A 20,993-nucleotide genomic window follows, 5' to 3' on the forward strand; every position below is an offset into this window, starting at 1 on the left:
GCCGTTGGGCCTTCAGCGTTTCGCCGCCTCGCTGACGAAACCGATCTTGGCGAGGCCGCCGGACTGCGCCGCCGACATCACCTGCATGACGTCCTCGTAAGCCGTCTTGCGGTCGGCGCGCAGATGCAGTTCGGGTTGCGGCTGCGCACGGGCGGCGTCGGTAATCAAGGCACGCATGCCGTCGAGGTCGACGACACGGTCGTTCCAGTGAATGACGCCCGCGGCATCGATCGCCACGTCGATCGTTTCCGGTTTGACTTCGGCGGGTGCCGACGCCGCACGCGGCAAATCGATCTTCACGGCGTGTTGCAGGGCGGGCATCGTGATGATGAAGATCACGAGCAGCACCAGCATCACGTCCACCAGCGGCGTGGTGTTGATCTCGGGGTTGAAGTCGTCTTCGACGTCGTTATGCACGGCACCGGCCATTTACGCAGCCTCCGGCATGGCTTCACGGCGGCGCGATTCCTTGGCCGTCACGAGCGCCTTCACCTCGGCGTCGGCACCGGCGTCGATACGTTCACCGCCTTCCGGCAAACGCTGTCCGACGACAATCATGTCGTGCAGTTCGTAGATGAACGCGGACAACGCGGCCACCGACGTCTTGTTGGCGCGCAGCAAGGCGTTGTAAGCCAGCGAGGCGGGAATCGCGACAGCCAGACCGAGCGCGGTCATCACGAGCGTTTCGCCGACCGGGCCCGCCACTTCTCCGATGCTGGCCTGCCCCGATGCACCGATGGTCATCAGCGCGTGATAAATCCCCCACACGGTGCCGAACAGACCGATGAACGGTGCGCTGGAACCAACGGTAGCCAACACCGGCATACCGCTTTGCATGCGCACCTGACGGCGCGCAATGCGCTCGCGCAGCGCACGAGTCAACCAGTCGGACAGTACCGGCGGCGTGCGTCCGGCGGCGGTGGCTTGATGATGTTGCAGCGTGGCGTCCAGACTCGTGTGCGCGAGTTCGACAAACGGGTTGCCGCGCGCGTCGCCGTCGAGCGTGGCGACACCGTCGCGCAGCGAGCCCGCCTTCCAGAACGCGCCGGTCGCCTGATCGGCCATGCGGCGCAAGCGCCAGTTGGCGAACGCCTTCGTCACGATGACGTACCACGACGCCACCGACATCACGAACAACAGAAGGGCGACGCCCTTGATCACGCCGTCGGCTTGCGCCCACAGTGTTTCGAATCCGAATTGAGGAGTTGCCATAAAAGCCTCGGTAGAAATAGGCGGGTCAGGTGAGGTCAGGTGTCGAGCGAAAAACGCAGCGGCACGATCACATAGACGGCTTGCGGCTTGCCGTCCTCGGTATAGGGTTTGAACACGGCATGCTGCACGGCGCGAATGCCGGCGGCATCGAGTGCGGCAGAGCCGGACGACTGGCGCACCGTAATTTCGCGCGGCAGTCCGTCGGCACCCACGAGTACGCGCACCGTCACGACACCCTCCTCGCCCATGCGGCGCGACGACTCCGGATAGGTGAGCACCGGGGCGCGCAGGTACTGCACGCCGTGCGTGATGGTCCGCGGTGTCGCCGGGACCACGGGTGACGGCGTTGCTGCCGGTGCGGCTGCGGCGCTCGGCGCGGCCGTTGCCGGGGCTGCCGGTGTCGGGTCGGTCGCCGGAGCACTTGGCGCGGGTTCGCTTTTCGGCGACGGGGCGACCGGGCGCGGCGTTGCCTTCGGCGTGACTTGTGGCTTCGGTTCCGGCTTTTGGGGTTGAGGCTGTGGCTGTAGCTGCGGCTGCGCGACGGCGGGTGCCGGGGTGTCTTGGACGAGCGTGGCGTAAATGGGCGCAGGCGGCGTGATCACCGTCGGTTCGCTATGCCATTGCAGCGCCAGCATGAGGGCCGCAACGTGCAATGCGATCACGCCACCCAATCGCAGCGCTTGCGAAGCACGCGGCGCCACCAACCAACTGGGCAACGCCGGGACTTGCAGCGCCGGCATGACGCCATTCGCTCCAGACATCGAACTCTCCTTGTGCGTCTAGGCAGACGCAGGTCATCAACGGCACCGAATCCCATTCCGTGTTTTTGCAAATCATTTGCACACGTGTGCAAAACGACGCAGAAGAAATGCGATTCGGACAACGAGACGAATTGTAGAAATTCAGTGTGACCTCACCGTGACATGGCTGGCCGTGGTCGGTGAATTTTTCGTGTCGTCCGGACATCGTTCGCATCGGGTCTGTCGTCGTCTTGCTCACGCGAGAAATTGCAATCGAATGCAATCACGGTGAAATCAATGCCGTGAAAACGCTTAGTCAGGAGATGACGCATGCCGCTGTGTCGATGCGTTCACCACATCGTCCAGCGTGTTGTAGAGCGCCTTACTCGAAGCGAGAATCGGGTTGCCGCGCGTGAGTCCATCGTCGGCGAGGAAGTCGCTGACCTGCCCGCCTGCTTCCTGCACGAGCACGATACCGGCCAGACAATCCCACGCATGAATATGCGGCTCGTAATAGCCGATGAGCCGTCCCGCTGCGGTGTACGCCATCATCAGCGCGCCCGAGCCGATGCGCACGAACATGCCGCCACGTGCGAGCCAGCCGTCGAGAAACGCCAGAAAGTCAGCGCGATCGACGCGATGCGACACGCCCACGCCCAGCACGCCTTGTGTCGGTGCATTCACGTCGGCGACGTTCAACGCCGTGCTGACGCGAAGCACATCAGGCTCGCCGCCATCGGGCAAGCGCGGTGTCGAGGCACTGGCCATCACTGCGTTGTCGACAAATGCGCCCCGCCCGGTTGCGCCGTGAAACAGTTCGTCGGCATTCGGATCGTAGATCGCGCCGATGGCCGGCACGCCGTCGATGATGACGGCGATTGAGACACACCACGCGTGCATACCGTGGAGAAAACAGGCGGTGCCGTCGATCGGATCGACCACCCACGTGACACGTGACGCTGCGGGCATGTTGCCTGCGGCTGCGCTTTCTTCACCGAGGAAGGCGTCCGTCGGAAACGCGGCGGCTACGCGCTCACGCACCAGTTGCTCGATAGCGCGATCGGCCACGCTCACGACATCCTGCACGCCCTTGTATTCCACCGTGAGTGCATCGCGCGTGCGAAACATGGCGAGTGCACGCAGCCCGGCTTCACGGGCGATGATTTGAGCGAGTTGATAGCGCTCATCGAGGGAATCGTCGTTGTTGCCGACGTTTTCCGGTGAGCCTATTTGATGGGTGGTTCCGGTCATTGCGCGGCTCCTACGATAGCCGCGCCGCGCGCATGCAAGCCAACGGCGACGCGCGTGCCGACGGGGAACGGGGGTTCGAATTGATGTGACAAGACCACGAGGTCTCCTGCGGAGGTTTGAACGAAGTACTGCGTGGCGCGCCCCAGATAGGTGGCGCGCCGGATTTCACCGATGGGACCGTGCAGCGCGTCGGCACGGTCTTCGGTATGAGGGACGGGCTGCAACGTCAACGCTTCCGGCCGGATGGCGACGCGAGCGTTGGTCAACGCCGGTCCGGCATAGGGAAGCCTCAGCGGCAGTCCGTGAAAATCGCATTGCGCGTGACCATCGCGTTGTTCGGTGACGGGCAGATCGATCAGGTTGGCGTTGCTGATGAATGTGGCGACGAACGCATCGGCGGGCTGCTCGACGAGCGTGCGCGGCGCGTCCTGCTGGGCAATTCGTCCGTCGTGCATGACGACGACCTGATCGCTGATGGCAAGCGCTTCTTCCTGATCGTGCGTGACGTAGACGACCGTCAGGCCGAGTTGTGTCTGGAGATCGCGAATGTCTTCTCGCACTCGCACGCGCAGACGCGCATCGAGATTCGACAGCGGCTCGTCGAACAGCATCACTTCGGGTTCCAGCACCAGCGCGCGGGCGACGGCAACACGTTGTTGCTGTCCGCCCGACAGTTCGGCGGGCATGCGCTGCGCCATGGAAGCGAGACCGACACGCGTCAACGATTCGGAGACACGGTCGCGCAGTTCCTGCTGGGGCACGCGCGTGACCGTGAGGCCATAGGCCACGTTCTCGAACACGCTCATGTGCGGAAACAGCGCGTACGACTGGAACACCATGCTCACGTCGCGATCACGAGCACCGAGACGTGTCACGTCCCGGCCGCCGAGTGTGATGCGTCCCGCGTCCGGCAACTCAAGCCCGGCGATCAGACGCAGCGTGGTCGTCTTGCCACAGCCGCTCGGCCCCAGCAGCGTCGTCAGCGTGCCCGGGGCGACCGTGAAAGACAAGTCGGGAATGGCGACGTGCGTGCCCCACCCTTTGCGGACGTTTTCAAAGACAAGCGCGCCGCGCGGCGTGGATGAGGATGCGGATTTGTTTGCGTTCATGCTAATGATTTCCGGCCATTGCGTGGCGTGTTGCCGAGACCCTCAGGCGTCGATTCAATCGCCGACGCCATAGTCCGTGTGCGTTTTGTTTCACTCACACGCAGTGCGGTTTCCAGCGAAACGACGATGGTGAACAAGGCGACCACCAGCACGCCGGCATACGCCAACGCCGGGCCATAGCTGCCATTCGAGATGAGACCGATCAGGTAAGTCGTCGCGAGATCATGGTCGGCACTCACGAGGAACACGACGGCGCTCACCGCCGTTGCCGCGCGCACGAAGCCGTAGATCAGCGCGGCCGCACAGGCGGGGCGCAGCAGCGGCAGCAGCACGCGTCGCAGCGTCGTCCAGCTACCGGCGCGCAACGTGGCCGACGCTTCATCCAGACTCGGATCGATCTGCGCCAGCGCGCCGACAGTCGTGCGCAAGCCCATCGGCATATTCCGGAACAGGAACGACAGCACGAGAATCGCGCCGGTGCCGGTGAGCGCCAACGGTGCGGCGTTGAACGTCTGCGCGTACGCGAGCCCGATCACAGTGCCCGGAATCGCAAACGCGGCGACGAGAGCGCCCTCAAGCCAGCGGCGGCCCGCAAATTGACGACGTGCGATCAGCCAGCCGCCGAACACAGCAGCGACGGCGGTCAGCGGTGCGGCAATCGCCGACAGGCGCAGGGTTTCCAGTGCAGACGGCCATGCCTGCCCCGTGAGTGATATCGAGCCGTCTTCCATCGCGACGCCGAATACATCCGTCAAATGCGCCAGCGTCCAATGAAAATCGACGCCCCACAGTGTGACGAAGCCGCCAGCCAGCAACGTGCCGTAGACGGCCAGCGTCAGCAGGCACCACGGTGTGACGAGCGCCGCCAGCGACCACGAGAGACGCGCGTCGAGCGGTGCCGCACGACCGCCGCCGCCCTTGCCGTTCACGGCGACGTAGCTGCGCTCGCCGAGCCATCGACGTTGCAGCGCGAACGCCGCCAACGCCATCAGCAACAGCCAGACGGCGAGCGCGGCGGCGCGCCCCGGGTCTTGTTCGGCACCGACGACTGCGAAGTACAGATCGGACGACAGCACACGGAAGTTGCCACCCAGCACCAGCGGGTTACCGAAGTCGGCGAGGCTTTCGATGAAGCACAGCAGCAACGCGTTGGCGAGACCCGGACGCATCATCGGCCACGTCACGGTGCGGAAGGTCTGCCAATGCGTCGCTCGCAGCGTGGCAGCGGCCTCTTCCAGCACGGCAGGCAAGCGCTGCACGACACCCAGCACCGTGAGGAATGCGACCGGTGTGAAGGCCAGACACTGTGCTAACCAGAGTCCTAGCGGGCCATACAGCCAGCGGCCGGGCTTTACACCGAGCCAATCGGCCACAGCCTGTGTGATCGCGCCGTTTCTGCCGAGCAGCAGAATCAGTGCGAGGCCCACGGCAAACGGCGGAGTGATGGCAGGCAACATCGCAACGCCGCGCAACAACGCCGCGCCGGTGCGCGAGCGCGTCAGCGCGCTACGGGTGGCGAGCAACGCCAATGCGGCGCCAAGGATCGTCGAAGTCGCGGCGGAGGCGATGCCCAGCGCAATGCTGTGCCAGCCACTGCCACACGCCCCGGCGCCGCGCACGCAGCCCAGCCGCCAGACGTCGGGCGCCAGCGTGGACCATGCGGCGGGCAGGTCGCCCCCGGCGTTACGCCATGCCGGTACCAGCGAAAAGAAGCTGTTTGCGAGCGGCCACGCGACGAATACGCCCAACGCCAGCACTGTGGCGATGAGCACGCCGCGCGTAAAGCCGTCGTGCGGCAGCTTAGCGAGCGTGGGCATAGATTTCGGTGTTCCAGCGCTGCAACAGACGCTTGCGCGTCGCCGGGTCGCCAAATCGCGCGGCATCGTAGTCGATCAACTTGATGCTTGACGGCTGCGGTGCCAGCTTCGGCACAGCGGCATCGCGGTTCGACGGCATCTGGTAAGCGTGCGCCTGTTCTGCCAGCGATTGAACATCGGCACGCAGCGCGAATTCGTAGAACTGCTTCGCCAGCGCCGGATGCGCTGCCCCGGCGATCAGGCTCATGCCGCCGATCTCGAAGCCGGTGCCTTCGCACGGTGCGACGGTCGCGATGTCGAAACCAGCCACGCGTTGCTTTACGAGGTCGTGCAGAAATTCGATGGCGATGCTCGCTTCGCCGCGCGATGCCGCTTCGCCCGGCGCGACGCCGGTTGCAGTGTACTGGCTGACGTTCGAGTTGAGCGCGCGAAGGTAGCGGAACGCTTCGTCTTCGCCCATCAGTTGCACGAGGGTGGCGAGCGCCACGTAGGCCGTGCCGGAGGCGTTCGGATTGGCGATCTGGATCTCGCCCTTCCACGCGGGCGAAAGCAGATCGCGCCAGCATTTCGGCGGTTCAAGACGGCGCTTGCGCAGCTCTGCGGCGTTGTAGCCGATACCGAGCAGCCCCTGATAGACACCAACGGTGCGGTCGCGGCCGGTCTGTGCGAAACGTTGCGCCCACGGCTGCAACTGTGCCAATGCCGGGGAGCGGTAGGCCTCGGTCAGGCCTTCGAATGCGGCTTGCAGATGCGAATCGCCGGAGCCAGCCCACCATACGTCGAACTGCGGGCGTGCGCGTTGCGCGGTCAGCAGCGCCAGCGCTTCACCGGCGCTCTTGCGGATCATGGCCACACCGACGCCGGTCTCTTTCTCGAAGCGCTTCTTCATCAGTTGGCACCATTCGAGATCTGCCGAGCAAAGCAGGCTCAGGCGATCGGCGGCGTGGGCGGTCGATGGCGGGAGCATCGCGGCGACGGCGACGACGCTCAGGACGGCGGCCACCGAGCCGCGCGCGGCGCGCAGCAGACGCGATGTCAGGCCGCTGCGGTCGCGGTGTTTTCGCACGTTGCACTCGTTTGCAATGTTGGGCGAAATGGCGGGAGGTTTGGGCTTCGTCAGCATGGGAAGGGTCGGAGTCGGTCCGTGTGGGGCGCGGGTCAGCCGGTGGTGGCTCGGCGCACGAAGGTGACGGGGGCGATGCGGACTTCCGCGGCACGCGAGAAGTCGGTGATGCGTTGGGTGAGCATGTCGACCACGCTATGGGCTAGCGCGTCGGTGTTCTGGGCAATGGTCGAGAGGCGGTAGCTGTCGAGTGCGGCGTGTTGGATGTCGTCGAAGCCGACAATGCGAATGTCTTCCGGGAAACGGCGGCCGAACGCGCGGCGGGCCTCATCCATGAAGCCGAGCGCGACCATGTCCGTGGCGCAGAAGACCCCGTCTGGTGCACTCGACGCATCGGCGAGCACTTCACGCGCGGCCAGTTGCCCGGCTTCGTACGACGAGATGGTGGAGTTGCACAACGTGATCCGGTTCTTGCGCACGCCCAGACGCGCGAGTGCGTCGACATAACCTTCGCAACGCTGGCGTCCGCTGAAGTGCGTGGCGTGCGGGCCGATGAAGGCGAAGCGCGTTGCGCCCGAATCGAACAGTTCGCGCGCGGCGAGTGCGGCGCCAGCGTGGTTATCGCTGTTGATGACGTCCGCGCCTTCCAACTCGGGGGCACGGTTGATCATCGCGACGGGGACTTTGCGCTCGATGTATTCGCGCGCCAGCGAGAGCGGCGGCGCGCCGGAGGTCATGATGACGCCCGCGATGCGGTAGCTCAGCAGCCGTTGCAGGGCGTAGCTGGTCTGGTCCGGATCGTCCGCATTCATAAGAATGGGCAGCAGGCCGCGAGCGGCCAGATGGTGCGCGATCGGGGCGAGTAGTTGCGCGCGAAAGGGACTCACCAGCGCGGAGGTGACGACGCCGACAAACGTGCTGCGGCCCTGAATCATGTTCCGGGCGTTGATGTCGACGTGGTAGTTCAGCGTCTTCGCGGCTTCGAGCACACGGGCCCGCGTCTTCGGAGAGACGCTGGCACCGGGCGTGAAAGTGCGCGAAACGGCGGAGCGAGACACCCCGGCCATGCGCGCCACATCCTCGGCAATCGCCCAGCTCTTTTCTTTGTCGGTCATCGAAACAATGGGAGCGGGTACGCAAGAGAGGCCAGCGCAGAAGTGGCCGCGCCAGCACGATGACCGGGTAGCTTAGATGTGCGGTGTGTCGGGGATGTGACAGGGGGAGGCGTTGCGGGGTACTGAATGCGGGAGGTGCTGCGGGGTGACTTCGCGGTATGACGCGGTCAGCTCGCGAGAGTAGCTGGCCTGCCCAGAGGGATTCGAACCCCCGACCGTCGGCTTAGAAGGCCGATGCTCTATCCAACTGAGCTATGGGCAGTGCGTGTTGGCGGCGACCGAGTGTCGCTGCCGGAAGGTTCCTGAGACTAGTGCACTTTGCTGCGGATGATTCGCAATTGCAAGAATGCGCTGAAATGCCCGAGGAATCGGCGATTATAGCGCACGCGCATGCCAAATTCATCCGCGTGCCCTCAGGAGATGTCCTCTTTACGTGTCCCTCCCTTCCCATCTAGACTACTGACGTGGAGGGACGCGCTCATGAACGAGATCGAACGCGAACAACGCTACGGCGCACACAACTATGCCCCGCTCCCCGTCGTGCTCTCGCACGCCAAGGGCGTCTGGGTCTGGGATGTCGAGGGCACCCGCTATCTCGACATGATGAGCGCCTACTCTGCCGTCAGCCACGGCCATGCCCACCCTCGCCTTGTCGCGGCGCTCACCGCGCAGGCGCAGCGGCTCGCCATCGTCTCCCGGGCCTTCTATTCCGATAAGCTCGGCGCCTTTCTCGAACGCCTCTGCGATCTCACCACGCTCGACGGCGCCCTGCCGATGAACACCGGCGCCGAAGCCGTGGAAACCGCCATCAAAGCCGCCCGCCGCTGGGGCTACAGCGTCAAGCGCATTCCCGCAGAGAAAGCCGAAATCATCGTCGCCGACGGTAATTTCCATGGCCGCACCACCACCATCGTCGGCTTCTCGTCCGAACCCGCCTATCGCGCCGATTTCGGCCCCTTCGCCCCCGGCTTCGTACGCGTCCCGTTCGGCGATATCGACGCCGTTCGCGCCGCCATCACCCCCAACACCTGCGCCGTCCTCTTCGAAACGATTCAGGGCGAAGGCGGTGTCGTCGTGCCACCCGACGGCTTCCTGCGCTCGCTACGCGACCTTTGCACAGAGCAGAACGTGCTGATGTTGCTCGACGAGATTCAATCAGGACTCGGACGCACCGGGCGATGGTTCGCCTATCAGCACGAAGGCATCGTCCCCGACGGGGTGATGCTGGGCAAGGCACTCGGCGGCGGATTGCTGCCAGTGTCAGCATTTGTCGCAATACACGACATCATCGATCTGTTCGAACCCGGCAGTCATGGGTCAACGTTCGGCGGTAACGCGCTGGCGGCCACCGTCGCACTCGAAGCGCTCGACGTCATGGCCGACGAAGACCTGCCCGGCAGAAGTGCGGAATTGGGGGAATATTTTCTCTCACGTCTGCGGGCGATCCATTCGCCCGTCATCCGTGAAGTACGCGGACGCGGCCTCTGGGTCGGCATCGAAATCGATCCCGCACTCGCCGACGCCCACGATCTCGCCGTGCGGCTGCTGCGTCGTCATATCCTCGCGAAGGAGACGCGCTCGACCGTGCTGCGCCTCGCCCCGCCACTCATCATCGAGCGCGCTGAAATCGATATGTGTGTCGGCGCGCTCAAGGCGGTGCTCGCAGAAGCAGAAGCCGAGCAAGTCACGGCTTAATGCGCCGACGACTTCGACCACAGATTCATCACCAGCACGCCGGCAATAATCAGCGCCATGCCAAGCATCGCCGCCGCATCGAGCTTCTGCCCGAACAGCACGCGCGACGCGATCGAGATCAGCACGATGCCCAGCCCCGACCACATCGCATAAGCAATACCCACGGGAATGGTGCGCAACGTGAGCGACAGCATGTAGAACGCCACGCCATACCCCGCCACCACCAGCACCACCGGCCCCGCACGCGAGAAGCCGTCCGACGCCTTGAGCGCCGACGTGGCAATCACCTCCGCCACGATCGCCACCAGCAAGTACAGATACGCCATCGCCAACCTCCGGGTTTTCAAGGCCGCCCATCATAACCGACAGCCCTCGCAAAATTGTCTTGCGCAATCTCACGCCGCCTTGCTAAAGTCGCCGTCACGGTGTGGCCAGCACACCGGCGTCGCTCGGACGGTTCCGGGCGCTTACGTTCCAGGATCAACATGTCAGGCTCCCAGAGCTCGCGCAGCTTTGCGCGCATCAATCGCCTTCCCCCGTACGTCTTCAACATCACCGCCGAGCTCAAGATGGCGGCGCGCCGTCGTGGCGAAGACATCATCGACCTGTCGATGGGCAACCCCGACGGGGCCACCCCGCCGCACATCGTCAGCAAACTCGTCGAAGTCTCGCAACGCCCCGACACGCACGGCTACTCGACTTCGCGTGGCATCCCGCGTCTGCGCCGCGCCATCACCCGCTGGTACAAAGATCGCTACGACGTCGAACTCGATCCCGAGCGCGAAGCCATCGTCACCATCGGCTCGAAGGAAGGCCTCGCTCACCTGATGCTCGCCACGCTGGACCAAGGCGATACGGTGCTGGTGCCCAACCCGTCGTACCCGATTCACATCTACGGCGCCGTCATCGCCGGGGCGAACATCCGCTCCGTGCCCATGACGCCCGGCATCGACTTCTTCACCGAACTCGAGCGCGGCATTCGCGAAAGCCATCCGAAGCCAAAGATGGTGATTCTCGGCTTCCCGTCGAACCCGACCGCGCAGTGCGTCGAACTCGAATTCTTCGAGCGCGTGATCGATCTCGCCCGCAAGCACGACATTCTCGTGGTGCACGATCTGGCCTACGCCGACATCGTCTATGACGGCTACAAAGCGCCCTCGATCATGCAGGTGCCGGGGGCGAAAGACGTTGCAGTGGAGTTCTTCACGCTCTCGAAGAGCTACAACATGGCCGGATGGCGCATCGGCTTCATGGTCGGCAATCCGGAACTGGTCGCCGCCCTCGCGCGCATCAAGAGCTATCACGACTACGGCACGTTCACCCCCGTGCAAGTGGCCGCCATCGCTGCGCTCGAAGGCGATCAGACTTGCGTGGAAGAGATTCGCGAGCAATACCAACGCCGCCGCGACGTGCTCTACAAAGGCCTGATCGAAGCGGGCTGGGCAGTGGATCTGCCCAAGGCGTCGATGTATATCTGGGCACGCATTCCCGAGCCGTATCGCGCCCTCGGCTCGCTCGAATTCGCGAAGAAGCTGCTCGCGCAGGCGAAGGTATCCGTCTCGCCCGGCATCGGCTTCGGCGAGTACGGCGATGAGTATGTTCGCTTCGCACTGATCGAAAACGAATCGCGTATTCGTCAGGCGGTGCGCGGCATCAAACACATGTTCCGTGACGACGGACTCGTCACGCCGACCGTCGCGTAAGCGCATAAGCCATCACGACACAGCATCATTGCTTGACGTTGACACACACCGGGGCCTCCGTTCAGACGGACGCCCCGGTTTGCTTTTCAAGGCCGCTGCGCGTTAAGCGCGCGCTTCCAGATACCGGCTCGGCACGTCACCCAGCACGCGACGAAACGCCGACGTGAATGCACTCGGGCTGCCGTAGCCCAGATCCAGCGCCACACGCGTCACAGGTTGCCCTTCACTCAGGCGTGCGATCGCCGCCAGCAAACACACTTGCTGCCGCCATTCGGCAAAGCTCACACCGGTCTCTTCACGAAACCGGCGCGTGAAGGTACGCCGACTCATCGATGCGGCATCCGCCACGGCATCCAGATCGGTCGCAATCGACGGTGCCGCAAAGACATTCCGGCACACATCCACCAGCCGTGGATCGCTCGGCATCGGCGCATGCAGCGACAGGCGCGGCATCGCAGCAATCTCCGAGACGAGAAAGTCCATGAGCTTGCCGTCTCGCCCGCCGATGTCATACATGGCTGGCAAATCCACCGCCTCATCCATCAACTGCCGCAACAACGCCGACACCCCGAAAACGCAGCAATGCCCGGGCAACCCCGCTGCCTCGGCAGCATCGCTCGCAACGAAGGTGTTGAGCATCGTCACTGGGCCACTCATGGTCATCTCGTGCTGCACACCCGCCGGTACCCAGCAGGCGCGTTGCGGCGGCACGAACCAGCGCCCCTGCGGCGTAGCAACCGTAATCATGCCGCGCGACGCAAACGCGAACTGCCCCCGCCCGTGCGCATGCTCGGGAAACGTCGATCCCGCCGCATAGTCGTTGGTGGTCACGACCACGTTGCGCGGCAAGGTTTCGTAGGGATCGAGCAATGTATTTCGCATGGCCCGGATTCTACAGCGATTGACCCACTGTTGACGGCGGGCAATGCCGCAGGCCAGTACGATGCCTGTCTCGTCAGTGCATCGCACGTCGCCACGATCAACCTCCGGAGTCGATATGCCCAATACGTTTCACCGCGTGGGGAATGGCCCTCACGCTGTCTTTGTCCTGCACGGCTGGTTCGGCGATGCGCATGCGTTCGAGCCCATCGAGGCGTGGCTCTCGCAAGACGACTTCAGCTACGTCTTCATGGACTATCGCGGCTACGGTGGCATGCGTGAAATCACCGGCACTTACACGATGGACGAGATCGCCGACGACACACTCGCGCTCGCCGACGCTCTCGGCTTCGCGACGTTCAGCCTCGTCGGCCACTCCATGGGGGCGATGGCCATCGAGAAGATCGCCACCCGCGCCCCCGAGCGTGTGCGAGCGTTGATCCCCATCGCCCCGGTGCCGTGCGGCGGCGTGCCGTTCGACGCGACACGCCGTGCGCTGTTTGAAAACGCCGCGAACGGCATCGAACTGCGCAAGACGATCATCGACCGCAGCACCGGCAACCAGCTGCCGTCGCGCTGGATCGAGTGGAAAGCGGCCTATTCGCTTTCCACCGCATCGCCCGAAGCGTTTGCGGCTTACTTCCGGACTTGGGCCGACACGGACTTCAGTCATGAGATCACCGGCGTGCATCCGATGAAAGTCCTCGTGGGTGAGCATGACCCGACGTTCAACGCCACGCTCGCGAGCGAGACGTACCTGCGACGCTACCCGCTCGCCACATTGGACGTGCTGCCAAACACCGGTCATTACCCGATGAACGAAACGCCGCTGGCACTGGTTACCGCCATCGAATCGTTCCTACATAGCGTCTACGCATGAAATAGGGGAGTCCGCAGACTCCCCTCTCCCTCATAACCACCACGACATCCCGACTCACGCCCACCGTCAAGACGCCGGCAACCACTCTTGCAAGGTCACTTCGATGGTGATGAACGACAGGTTGCCGCCGCGCACGAAGCGCCCGGCGAACATGCGCCCCTCGGTGTCCGCGACCATGCCGTGCAGCATCGGCAGCGACTTGGCGGGGTCGGTGCGCACATCGACTTCGCCGAACACGTTGAGGATTTCCACGCCCGGGCCCTGCACGAGTTGCTCGCGCCAGCCCTCGCCCGCGCGAAACGCGAGGCGTGCATCGATCAGACTGCCGACCGCCCCGCGCACGATGGCGCGCGAAATCGCATGCTCGGCACACAGCGCCTCGATACTTTCGGTCAGGTCCTGATTCGGTTTGAGACGGGCCACCACCAAGCGGCCCAGCGTGCCATTTTCAATGGCGACGGGAACATCGAGCGCTGCGCTCATGAGAGGTCTCCGGCAACGGGATGGAGCAAGTGAAAGCGCGTTTCCTCATCGTCTGCGGTCACATACCCGCCGTGCTCGAACAAGCACAAGCGGATCACCACGGGCTCGTCGCCGGCCCACGTGTGATCGAGAATCAGATGGCCACCGTGCAAGTTGCCCGTAGGGTCGGAAAACCCCGCATGGCAATGCAGCAATGTCGCACCGTCGGCCGTCCGGCCCACGGTGATGGCACCGCCGATCAGGTCCACTTCCCGGGTTTCGTCGACCGGCGCCCCATACCCGAAGGGGCGCTCATTATCTGCGGTGTTCTCAATCATGTGATACCGCAGACCTCGCGCGGTCCCCGCGCAAAAACGGCCGACGCCGCCGCCGTACGCATAGCGGGATAACGCCGCGCGTAACGACTCGCCAAGATTCGCACCAGACCGGATCGTCACGCGCAGTTCGTGCTGCCCGCTCAACACGCAGTCTTCCACACGGGGTAACGTGGGGGCGCCTGCATGCCGATAGATCCGTGAAAGCGCAGGTTTCATAGTCGATAGTCTCCTTGCTCTTCGAGCATCGTCTTGATTTGCTTCTTCACGATCTTGCCGTAGCCCGACTTGGGCATGGCATTCCAGAACACGAAGCGGCGCGGCCACTTGTAGCGGGCAATGCGCGCTTCGAGATGTCCCAGCAACTCGTCGGCTTGCGCGGCCATGCCCTCGCGGGCCACCACGACCGCCAGCCCGCTCTCGCCCCACTTGGGGTCGGGCACGCCGAGCACTGCGCACTCCGATACCGCCGGGTGCGTGAGTAACGCTTCTTCGATCTCGCGCGGGTACACGTTCGAGCCGCCCGAGATGTACATATCCGACGCGCGCCCCGTGATGTACAGGAACCCCTGTGCATCGACATGGCCAAGATCGCCGGTGTGGAACCAGTCGTTCTTGAACGCCTTGGCGTTGGCATCGGGGTTGTTGTGATACCCCATGAACACGGCCGGGCCACGCACGCAAATCTCGCCGGAACCGAACGGCGGCTGACGCATGCCGTGCTCGTCGAGAATCGCCACTTCCATGCCCGTGCGCGGCAAACCGCACGTGCCCACGCGCGCATCGGGCGCGTCGTCGTCATCGCCATGCAACCACGGCGGCAGCACGGTGATGTTGCCCGTCACTTCGCCGAGACCGTAGTACTGCACGAGCACGCGGCCCAGCTTTTGCAGCGCGTATTTCTGATCGGCGCGATACATCGGCGCCCCCGCGTAGATCACGAAGCGCAACGCGCTGTGATCGTATTCGTCCACGGACGGGTCTTCGACCAGCATCTTCACGATGGTCGGCACGGTGAACATGTTGTCGATCCGGTGACGCTCGACCGCCTGCCAGACCTGCGCCGCGTCCATCTTCTCGCCCGGCAGCAGCACACTGGCCGCACCGCGCGCCGTGTTGACGATGGCGTGAATGCCCGCACCGTGCGAAAGCGGCGCGACGACCATCGAGCGGCTGCGATACGTGATACCGGGCATCAGGTCCGCCAGATGGTTGGTGACGACGAATGCCATCTGCCCGTGCGAAAGTACCCCCGCTTTCGGATGCCCGGTCGTGCCCGATGTGTAGAAGAACCACAGCGGGTCTTCGTACTCGACTTCTTCTTCGAACTCGGGCGCGCCCATGTGCTCGGCGACCAGCGTCTCGTAGTGCAGCTCGCCAGCGCGCGGCGTGCCCAGTGCGATCACGTGGCGCAGCGCGGGTGAAGCGGCTTTCACCGCGTCGACATGGCCTTCGAAGCCCGCGTCGTAGATCATCACGCACGCCCCGCTCGACTGCCCGAGATAGGCGGCTTCAGGTGCGGTGATACGGAAGTTCGTGGGCACCCAGATCGCGCCAAGCTTGAACGCGATCCACGCACTCTCGAAGATCGGCAGGTTGTTGCGCGAATGCACGAGCAGCTTGTCGCCCTTGCCCACACCGAGCTTGCGCAGCGCATCGACGGCGGCATTCACGCGCGCGTCGATCTCGCCCCAGGTCGTCACCTTGTCGCCGATGATCAACCCCGCCTCGTCCGGATGGCGCCGGGCAACGTCGGCCAACAGGCGGCCGAGATTCATGACCTTCTTGAGCATCTTGCTCGTCTCCTCTGCTTTCCTCTTAGTCTTCTTTGCCCGGCCTGCATCGGTGTGCACAGGCGTCCAATAGCAGGCCCCGGGCCGCGTGCCGATCAGCGCGCTTCGAGAATGCTCACGTAGTTGGCCACGGCTGCGCCGCCCATGTTGAACACGCCCGCGAGTTTGGCATTGGGAATCTGCATCCCGCCCGCCGTGCCGGTGAGCTGCATCGCCGCCATCACGTGCATCGAGACGCCCGTGGCACCGACCGGATGTCCCTTGGACTTCAGGCCGCCCGACGGGTTGACCGGCAGCAGGCCGTCTTTTTCCGTCAGCCCTTCCGCGACGACATTGGCACCCTGACCCGGCTTGGCCAGACCCATGGCTTCGTATTCGATCAGTTCGGCGATGGTGAAGCAGTCGTGCGTCTCGACCAGCGACAGGTCCTTGAGCGACACGCCTGCCACGCCGAGCGCCTGACGCCACGCATGCTGGCCGCCTTCGAACGCGAGCGCGTCGCGGCGCGACAGCGGCAGGTAGTCGTTGACCTGCACGGCCGCCCGGAAGCCCACGGCCTTCGGCATGGTGCGGGCAACGTCGGCCTTCGAGATCACCAGTGCCGCAGCACCATCGGAGACCATCGAGCAGTCGGTGCGCTTGAGCGGGCCGGCGACAAACGGGTTCTTGTCGGAGACGTTGCGGCAGAAGTCGTAGCCGAAGTCGCGACGCATGTGAGCGTACGGATTGTCCGTGCCGTTGCGATGGTTCTTCGCCGCGATGCGCGCGAGCGCGTCGGACTGGTCGCCATAGCGATCGAAGTACTGCTGCGCAATGGTGCCGAACACCCCGGCGAAACCGCCCGGAATACCGGCTTCTTCACGCGCATAGGAACACTTGAGCAGCACTTCGCCGACCTGCGGCGTGGCGAGCTCGGTCATCTTCTCGAAACCGATCACGAGCACGTGCGTGGCCTTGCCGGCTTCGATCGATTGCAGCCCGCCGTGCACGGCAGCCGAACCCGTCGCGCAAGCGTTTTCGTAACGCGTCGCGGGTTTGAAACGCAGGCCGGGAATGTTGTTGAAGACGAGCGACGACGGGAAGTCCTGATACAGGAAACCGCCATTGAAAGTGCCGACATGAATCGAATCGATCTGCTCGGGCGCGAGGCCCGCATCATCGAGCGCGGCTTGCGCGACTTGGGCCAGCAGAACTTCGGCGTCGACGTTATCGAGTTTGCCGAACTGGGAGTGGGCCCAGCCGGTAAGGCATGCAGCAACCATGAAGTTTCTCCGGAAAATTGGGGTGATCCAGACTCCGGTGAGCAATTTCGATGCCAGATTCTCGCGGTTCATGATCGCCACGGCATCGAACGCCGATTGCGCGGCAAGACCGTGAGGAGATTCGCAGAAGATTCGCCCCGCCGTCCGGACACACGCTTATGGCGTGCGCGCAATTGACGTAAGCGTAAAGCGGGACTCCTAAGCGCATCAAGTGAATTCGAATGCGTGGCGCATGAAACGAATTTGCTGTGGCGCAGCATGGCTCGCCACAAGAGACAGTCGACGGCCCAACTGCGACAGGTGTCTCACCGGCGGCGACATTCACACGAGACAGTTGTCGCACGTGCCGCCGCGCCATGCGACAGGTGTCGCACGCCCGTGCGCCGTCGACGCCGTGCCCCGGCAAGCCTGTCATAGCGCGCTACCCGCCTGTTCCATCAGACAAAAGCCGTTGCACGGGCGCGTTCAGATCGCCTTGAGATTGCGTGGATGTTTAACAACGTAAGGGTTTTCCCGTCAGGGCGTCGAACTGGCATTCGATTTGCGTAAGATAGCCAAGCCACTTGTGAGCCCGCGTTCCGAGTTGGCAGGAAGGTTGCAGGGCAACACGCCCGTACCGTCCCGCTTCAGACGCAGTCACCAAACCTATAAATCAAGGAGACATGCAGTATGAGCACTATGGATCGTCGCCACTTCATCAAAGTCGTGGCCGCCTCATCGGCCGCTGCCGCCACGGGGTTGTATCAAACGCAGGCGCACGCCGCCGAAATCACGCTGAAGTTCGCCAACAACCTGCCGATCAGCCATCCGATGAACATCCGCGCCAAGGAGATGGCGCAGAAGATCGCGGAGCAGTCGAAAGGCCGCGTGGACTTCCAGATTTACCCGAACAACCAGCTCGGCACCGATAGCGACATGCTGAGTCAGATTCGCTCGGGCGCTATCGACTTCTTCACGCTCTCGCCGCTGATTCTCGGCACGCTCGTGCCGTCGGCGCAGATCTCGGGCGTGGGCTTCGCGTTCAAGGACTACGGTCAGGTATGGGCCGCCATGGACGGCGATCTCGGTGCCCACGTGCGCGGGCAAATCGCCAAGACCACGGTCTTCGCGTTCGACAAGATCTGGGAGAACGGTTATCGCCAGATCACCACGAGCAATCGCCCGATCAATTCACCGGCTGACCTCAAGGGCCTGAAGATCCGCGTGCCGACGAGCCCGCTGTGGACGTCGATGTTCCGCGCATTCGATTCGTCGCCCACGTCGATCAACTTCTCCGAAGTCTATTCGGCGCTGCAAACGAAGATCGTCGAAGCGCAGGAAAACCCGCTCGCCCTGCTCACCACCGCCAAGCTGTACGAAGTGCAGAAGTACGTGTCGATGACGAACCACATGTGGGACGGCTTCTGGTTCCTCGCCAACAAGCAGAAGTGGGACAAGATTCCGAAGGACTTGCAGGACATCATCACCGCCAACGTGAACGCCGCCGCACTGGTGCAGCGCGACGACGTGAAGAAGCTCAACGACGGCGTGATGGTCGAACTCAAGCAGAAGGGTCTCGTGTTCAACGCACCGAACAACGAACAGTTCCGCGACAAGCTGCGCGCAGCGGGCTTCTACACGGAATGGCACAAGAAGTTCGGCGACGAAGCCTGGGCCATGCTCGAAAAGTACACCGGGAAGCTCGCGTAAATGGAAACGTTGACGATGACGGCCGAGCCCACGCACGCGCTCGCCCGCCTCTTCTGCCACGTCAACCGCGCGGTGATGAAAGTCACCGAGGCGGTTGCCGTGCTGCTGGTCGTGGCGGAGACTCTCATCCTGCTCGCGGGCGTAATCTCGCGCTACGGGTTCGACAATCCGCTCACCTGGTCGGATGAACTGGCGCAAATCCTGTTCATCTGGCTATCGATGCTCGGCGCGGTCATCGCGCTCGATCGCGGTGAGCACATGCGCCTGTCCGCCATCGTCAACAAGCTTCCTGCGGCGTGGCGTGACTGGTTTCAGACGATGGCCGCGCTCACGGTCTGCGTGTTCGTGGCGCTCATCATCATGCCGGCGTACACGCATGCCATCGAACAGATGGACATCACGACGCCCGCGCTCGAAATCCCCGATGGCCTGCGTGCCGCGGCACTGCCGGTCGGTGCGGCGCTCATGCTGCTCGCCGCGATCTCGCGCATGGCGCGCTGCTCCACGATGCGCCAGTTCGGACTCGGGGTGCTGGTCGTGGCTGCGCTCGGTGCGGCACTGTGGCTCGGCCGCCCGGCGCTGATCGCGATGGGCAATTACAACCTGCTCGTGTTCTTCGTGCTGATCGTGGGCGTTTGTGTGGCGGGCGGCATTCCGATCGCGTTTGCGTTCGGGACGGCCACGCTCGGCTATCTCGCGCTCGTGACGGATGCGCCGTTGCAGATCGTCGTGAGCCGCATGGACGAGGGCATGTCGGGCCTGATTCTGCTGTCGGTGCCGCTTTTCGTGTTGCTCGGTGCCCTGATCGAAATGAGCGGGCTGGCGCGCAGCCTGATCGAGTTCATGGCATCGCTGCTCGGTCACGTGCGCGGCGGCCTGCAATATGTGCTGCTCGGTGCGATGTTCCTCGTCTCGGGCATCTCGGGCTCGAAGGCTGCCGACATGGCCGCTGTTGCCCCGGCGCTGTTCCCCGAAATGCAACGCCGTGGCTCGAAACCGGAAGACCTCGTCGCGCTGCTGTCCTCGACGGGCGCGATGACGGAGACGATTCCGCCGAGTCTCGTGCTGATCACCATTGGCGCGGTATGCGGTGTGTCGATTACCGCGCTCTTCGTCGGCGGCCTGCTGCCGGCCGTGATCGCGACGCTCGCCATCGTGGTGGTGTGCTTCACCCGCTCGCGCAAGGAAGCACCGAGTGCGGCCCGCCGTGCACCGTGGGGCGTGATCGGCAAGACGTTCATCATCGCGCTGCCCGCGCTGGCCCTGCCGATCCTGATCCGTACGGCCGTGATCGAAGGTGCCGCCACGGCCACCGAGGTCTCGACGGTCGGCATCGCCTACACGATCGTGATCGGCCTGATCGTGCACGCGTTCAAGAAGCATCTGAACTTCAAACGCCTCTACCCGCTGCTCACGGAAACGGCCGCACTCTCCGGCGCGATTCTGCTGATCATCGGCATGGCGACCGCCATGGCGTGGGCGCTGACGCAGTCGGGTTTCTCGGCCAAGCTGGTCGGCCTGATGCACGGCGTACCGGGCGGACAGGTCGGCTTTCTGCTGATCTCGATGGTGGTGTTCATCGTGCTGGGCAGCGTGCTTGAAGGCATTCCGGCCATCGTGCTGTTCGGGCCGCTGCTGTTCCCCGTGGCGCGCTCGCTGGGCATTCACGACGTGCACTACGCGATGGTCGTCATCCTGTCGATGGGCATGGGCCTGTTCGCGCCGCCGCTCGGTGTGGGGTTCTACGCCGCGTGCGCCATCGGCAAGACCTCGCCCGACAAGGTGTTCAACCGCATGTGGACTTATATGGGCGCGCTGCTCATCGCGCTGCTGATCGTGGTCTTCGTGCCGTGGATCTCTATCGGCTTCCTGAAGTAAGCGGCGCAGCGTCGGGCCGGCGGGTCTTTGATGACCGCCCGCCTGACGCCACCGCTGCCACGGTTCGAATTTTCGCTGGGTAACTAACGGACTCCGCCTCACTGCTGGCG

The 20,993-nt window shown here is 63.9% G+C and carries 19 protein-coding genes and 1 tRNA gene; 5 read left to right on the plus strand and 15 right to left on the minus strand.

Annotation, left to right across the window (positions count from 1 at the left end; genetic code table 11):
• Positions 1-12: 12 nt before the first annotated feature.
• The 9 genes from CDV46_RS09940 to CDV46_RS09980 form a co-directional block, all read right to left on the minus strand.
• On the minus strand, positions 13-429 hold the full coding sequence (locus tag CDV46_RS09940) for an ExbD/TolR family protein (RefSeq protein ID WP_087722454.1): 417 nt from the start codon (positions 427-429) through the stop codon (positions 13-15).
• The gene (locus tag CDV46_RS09945) at positions 430-1,212 is read right to left on the minus strand and encodes a MotA/TolQ/ExbB proton channel family protein (protein ID WP_087691473.1); all 783 of its coding nucleotides are present in this window, start codon (positions 1,210-1,212) and stop codon (positions 430-432) included.
• Between the two features lie 35 nt (positions 1,213-1,247).
• Complete coding sequence (locus tag CDV46_RS27570; protein ID WP_087722455.1) at positions 1,248-1,973, minus strand: energy transducer TonB; 726 nt, start codon at positions 1,971-1,973, stop codon at positions 1,248-1,250.
• Positions 1,974-2,264: 291 nt separating this feature from the next.
• A complete protein-coding gene (locus CDV46_RS09955; RefSeq protein ID WP_087722456.1) occupies positions 2,265-3,203 on the minus strand; it encodes an inositol monophosphatase family protein in 939 nt (312 codons plus the stop codon).
• A complete protein-coding gene (locus tag CDV46_RS09960) occupies positions 3,200-4,312 on the minus strand; it encodes an ABC transporter ATP-binding protein (protein WP_087722457.1) in 1,113 nt (370 codons plus the stop codon). Before CDV46_RS09960 ends, CDV46_RS09955 begins: the two co-directional genes overlap by 4 nt.
• On the minus strand, positions 4,309-6,129 hold the full coding sequence (locus CDV46_RS09965) for an ABC transporter permease (protein WP_176399049.1): 1,821 nt from the start codon (positions 6,127-6,129) through the stop codon (positions 4,309-4,311). The genes CDV46_RS09960 and CDV46_RS09965 overlap by 4 nt, the downstream gene beginning before the upstream one ends.
• Positions 6,113-7,195 (minus strand): ABC transporter substrate-binding protein, encoded by a 1,083-nt coding sequence (locus CDV46_RS09970; protein WP_254915989.1) that lies wholly within the window; start codon positions 7,193-7,195, stop codon positions 6,113-6,115. The genes CDV46_RS09965 and CDV46_RS09970 overlap by 17 nt, the downstream gene beginning before the upstream one ends.
• A 92-nt stretch (positions 7,196-7,287) precedes the next feature.
• Positions 7,288-8,307 carry a LacI family DNA-binding transcriptional regulator gene (locus CDV46_RS09975; RefSeq protein WP_058375693.1) on the minus strand — a complete coding sequence of 340 codons (1,020 nt, stop codon included), beginning with the start codon at positions 8,305-8,307 and terminating at the stop codon, positions 7,288-7,290.
• Between the two features lie 185 nt (positions 8,308-8,492).
• Positions 8,493-8,569 (minus strand) — tRNA-Arg (locus tag CDV46_RS09980).
• Positions 8,570-8,787: 218 nt separating this feature from the next.
• On the opposite strand from CDV46_RS09980, the gene rocD reads away from it, so the two are divergent.
• Positions 8,788-10,002 carry an ornithine--oxo-acid transaminase gene (gene rocD / locus CDV46_RS09985; RefSeq protein ID WP_087722459.1) on the plus strand — a complete coding sequence of 405 codons (1,215 nt, stop codon included), beginning with the start codon at positions 8,788-8,790 and terminating at the stop codon, positions 10,000-10,002.
• On the opposite strand, the gene CDV46_RS09990 is transcribed toward rocD, so the two are convergent.
• Positions 9,999-10,328, minus strand: coding sequence for a DMT family transporter (locus CDV46_RS09990; protein ID WP_058375695.1), 330 nt, complete (start codon positions 10,326-10,328; stop codon positions 9,999-10,001). The genes rocD and CDV46_RS09990 overlap by 4 nt on opposite strands.
• A 159-nt stretch (positions 10,329-10,487) precedes the next feature.
• Between CDV46_RS09990 and alaC the strand changes: the two genes are divergently transcribed.
• On the plus strand, positions 10,488-11,705 hold the full coding sequence (gene alaC / locus CDV46_RS09995) for an alanine transaminase (RefSeq protein WP_087722460.1): 1,218 nt from the start codon (positions 10,488-10,490) through the stop codon (positions 11,703-11,705).
• Positions 11,706-11,807: 102 nt separating this feature from the next.
• Here the strand turns inward: alaC and CDV46_RS10000 are convergent, their stop codons facing one another.
• Complete coding sequence (locus CDV46_RS10000) at positions 11,808-12,587, minus strand: AraC family transcriptional regulator (RefSeq protein WP_087722461.1); 780 nt, start codon at positions 12,585-12,587, stop codon at positions 11,808-11,810.
• Between the two features lie 115 nt (positions 12,588-12,702).
• Between CDV46_RS10000 and CDV46_RS10005 the strand changes: the two genes are divergently transcribed.
• Positions 12,703-13,464, plus strand: a complete 762-nt coding sequence (locus CDV46_RS10005; RefSeq protein WP_087722462.1) for an alpha/beta fold hydrolase — start codon at positions 12,703-12,705, stop codon at positions 13,462-13,464.
• 66 nt (positions 13,465-13,530) lie between these two features.
• Here CDV46_RS10005 and CDV46_RS10010 read toward each other — a convergent pair whose 3' ends face one another.
• The 4 genes from CDV46_RS10010 to CDV46_RS10025 are packed head-to-tail and all read right to left on the minus strand — an operon-like array spanning position 13,531 to position 17,316.
• Positions 13,531-13,947 carry a PPC domain-containing DNA-binding protein gene (locus CDV46_RS10010; RefSeq protein ID WP_087691463.1) on the minus strand — a complete coding sequence of 139 codons (417 nt, stop codon included), beginning with the start codon at positions 13,945-13,947 and terminating at the stop codon, positions 13,531-13,533.
• Positions 13,944-14,480, minus strand: a complete 537-nt coding sequence (locus CDV46_RS10015; RefSeq protein ID WP_249277720.1) for a PCC domain-containing protein — start codon at positions 14,478-14,480, stop codon at positions 13,944-13,946. Before CDV46_RS10015 ends, CDV46_RS10010 begins: the two co-directional genes overlap by 4 nt.
• Positions 14,477-16,114: an acyl-CoA synthetase gene (locus tag CDV46_RS10020; RefSeq protein ID WP_254915990.1), complete on the minus strand. Its 1,638-nt coding sequence runs from the start codon at positions 16,112-16,114 to the stop codon at positions 14,477-14,479. The genes CDV46_RS10015 and CDV46_RS10020 overlap by 4 nt, the downstream gene beginning before the upstream one ends.
• 35 nt (positions 16,115-16,149) lie before the next feature.
• Positions 16,150-17,316, minus strand: coding sequence for an acetyl-CoA acetyltransferase (locus CDV46_RS10025; RefSeq protein WP_058375702.1), 1,167 nt, complete (start codon positions 17,314-17,316; stop codon positions 16,150-16,152).
• A 669-nt stretch (positions 17,317-17,985) separates the two neighbouring features.
• On the opposite strand from CDV46_RS10025, the gene CDV46_RS10030 reads away from it, so the two are divergent.
• Both CDV46_RS10030 and CDV46_RS10035 read left to right on the plus strand, forming a co-directional pair.
• On the plus strand, positions 17,986-19,005 hold the full coding sequence (locus CDV46_RS10030) for a TRAP transporter substrate-binding protein (RefSeq protein ID WP_087691461.1): 1,020 nt from the start codon (positions 17,986-17,988) through the stop codon (positions 19,003-19,005).
• A gap of 15 nt (positions 19,006-19,020) precedes the next feature.
• The gene (locus tag CDV46_RS10035; protein WP_058379828.1) at positions 19,021-20,883 is read left to right on the plus strand and encodes a TRAP transporter large permease; all 1,863 of its coding nucleotides are present in this window, start codon (positions 19,021-19,023) and stop codon (positions 20,881-20,883) included.
• Positions 20,884-20,993: the final 110 nt, after the last annotated feature.

Source organism: Pandoraea sp. PE-S2T-3 (assembly GCF_002179965.1).
Classification (GTDB): domain Bacteria; phylum Pseudomonadota; class Gammaproteobacteria; order Burkholderiales; family Burkholderiaceae; genus Pandoraea.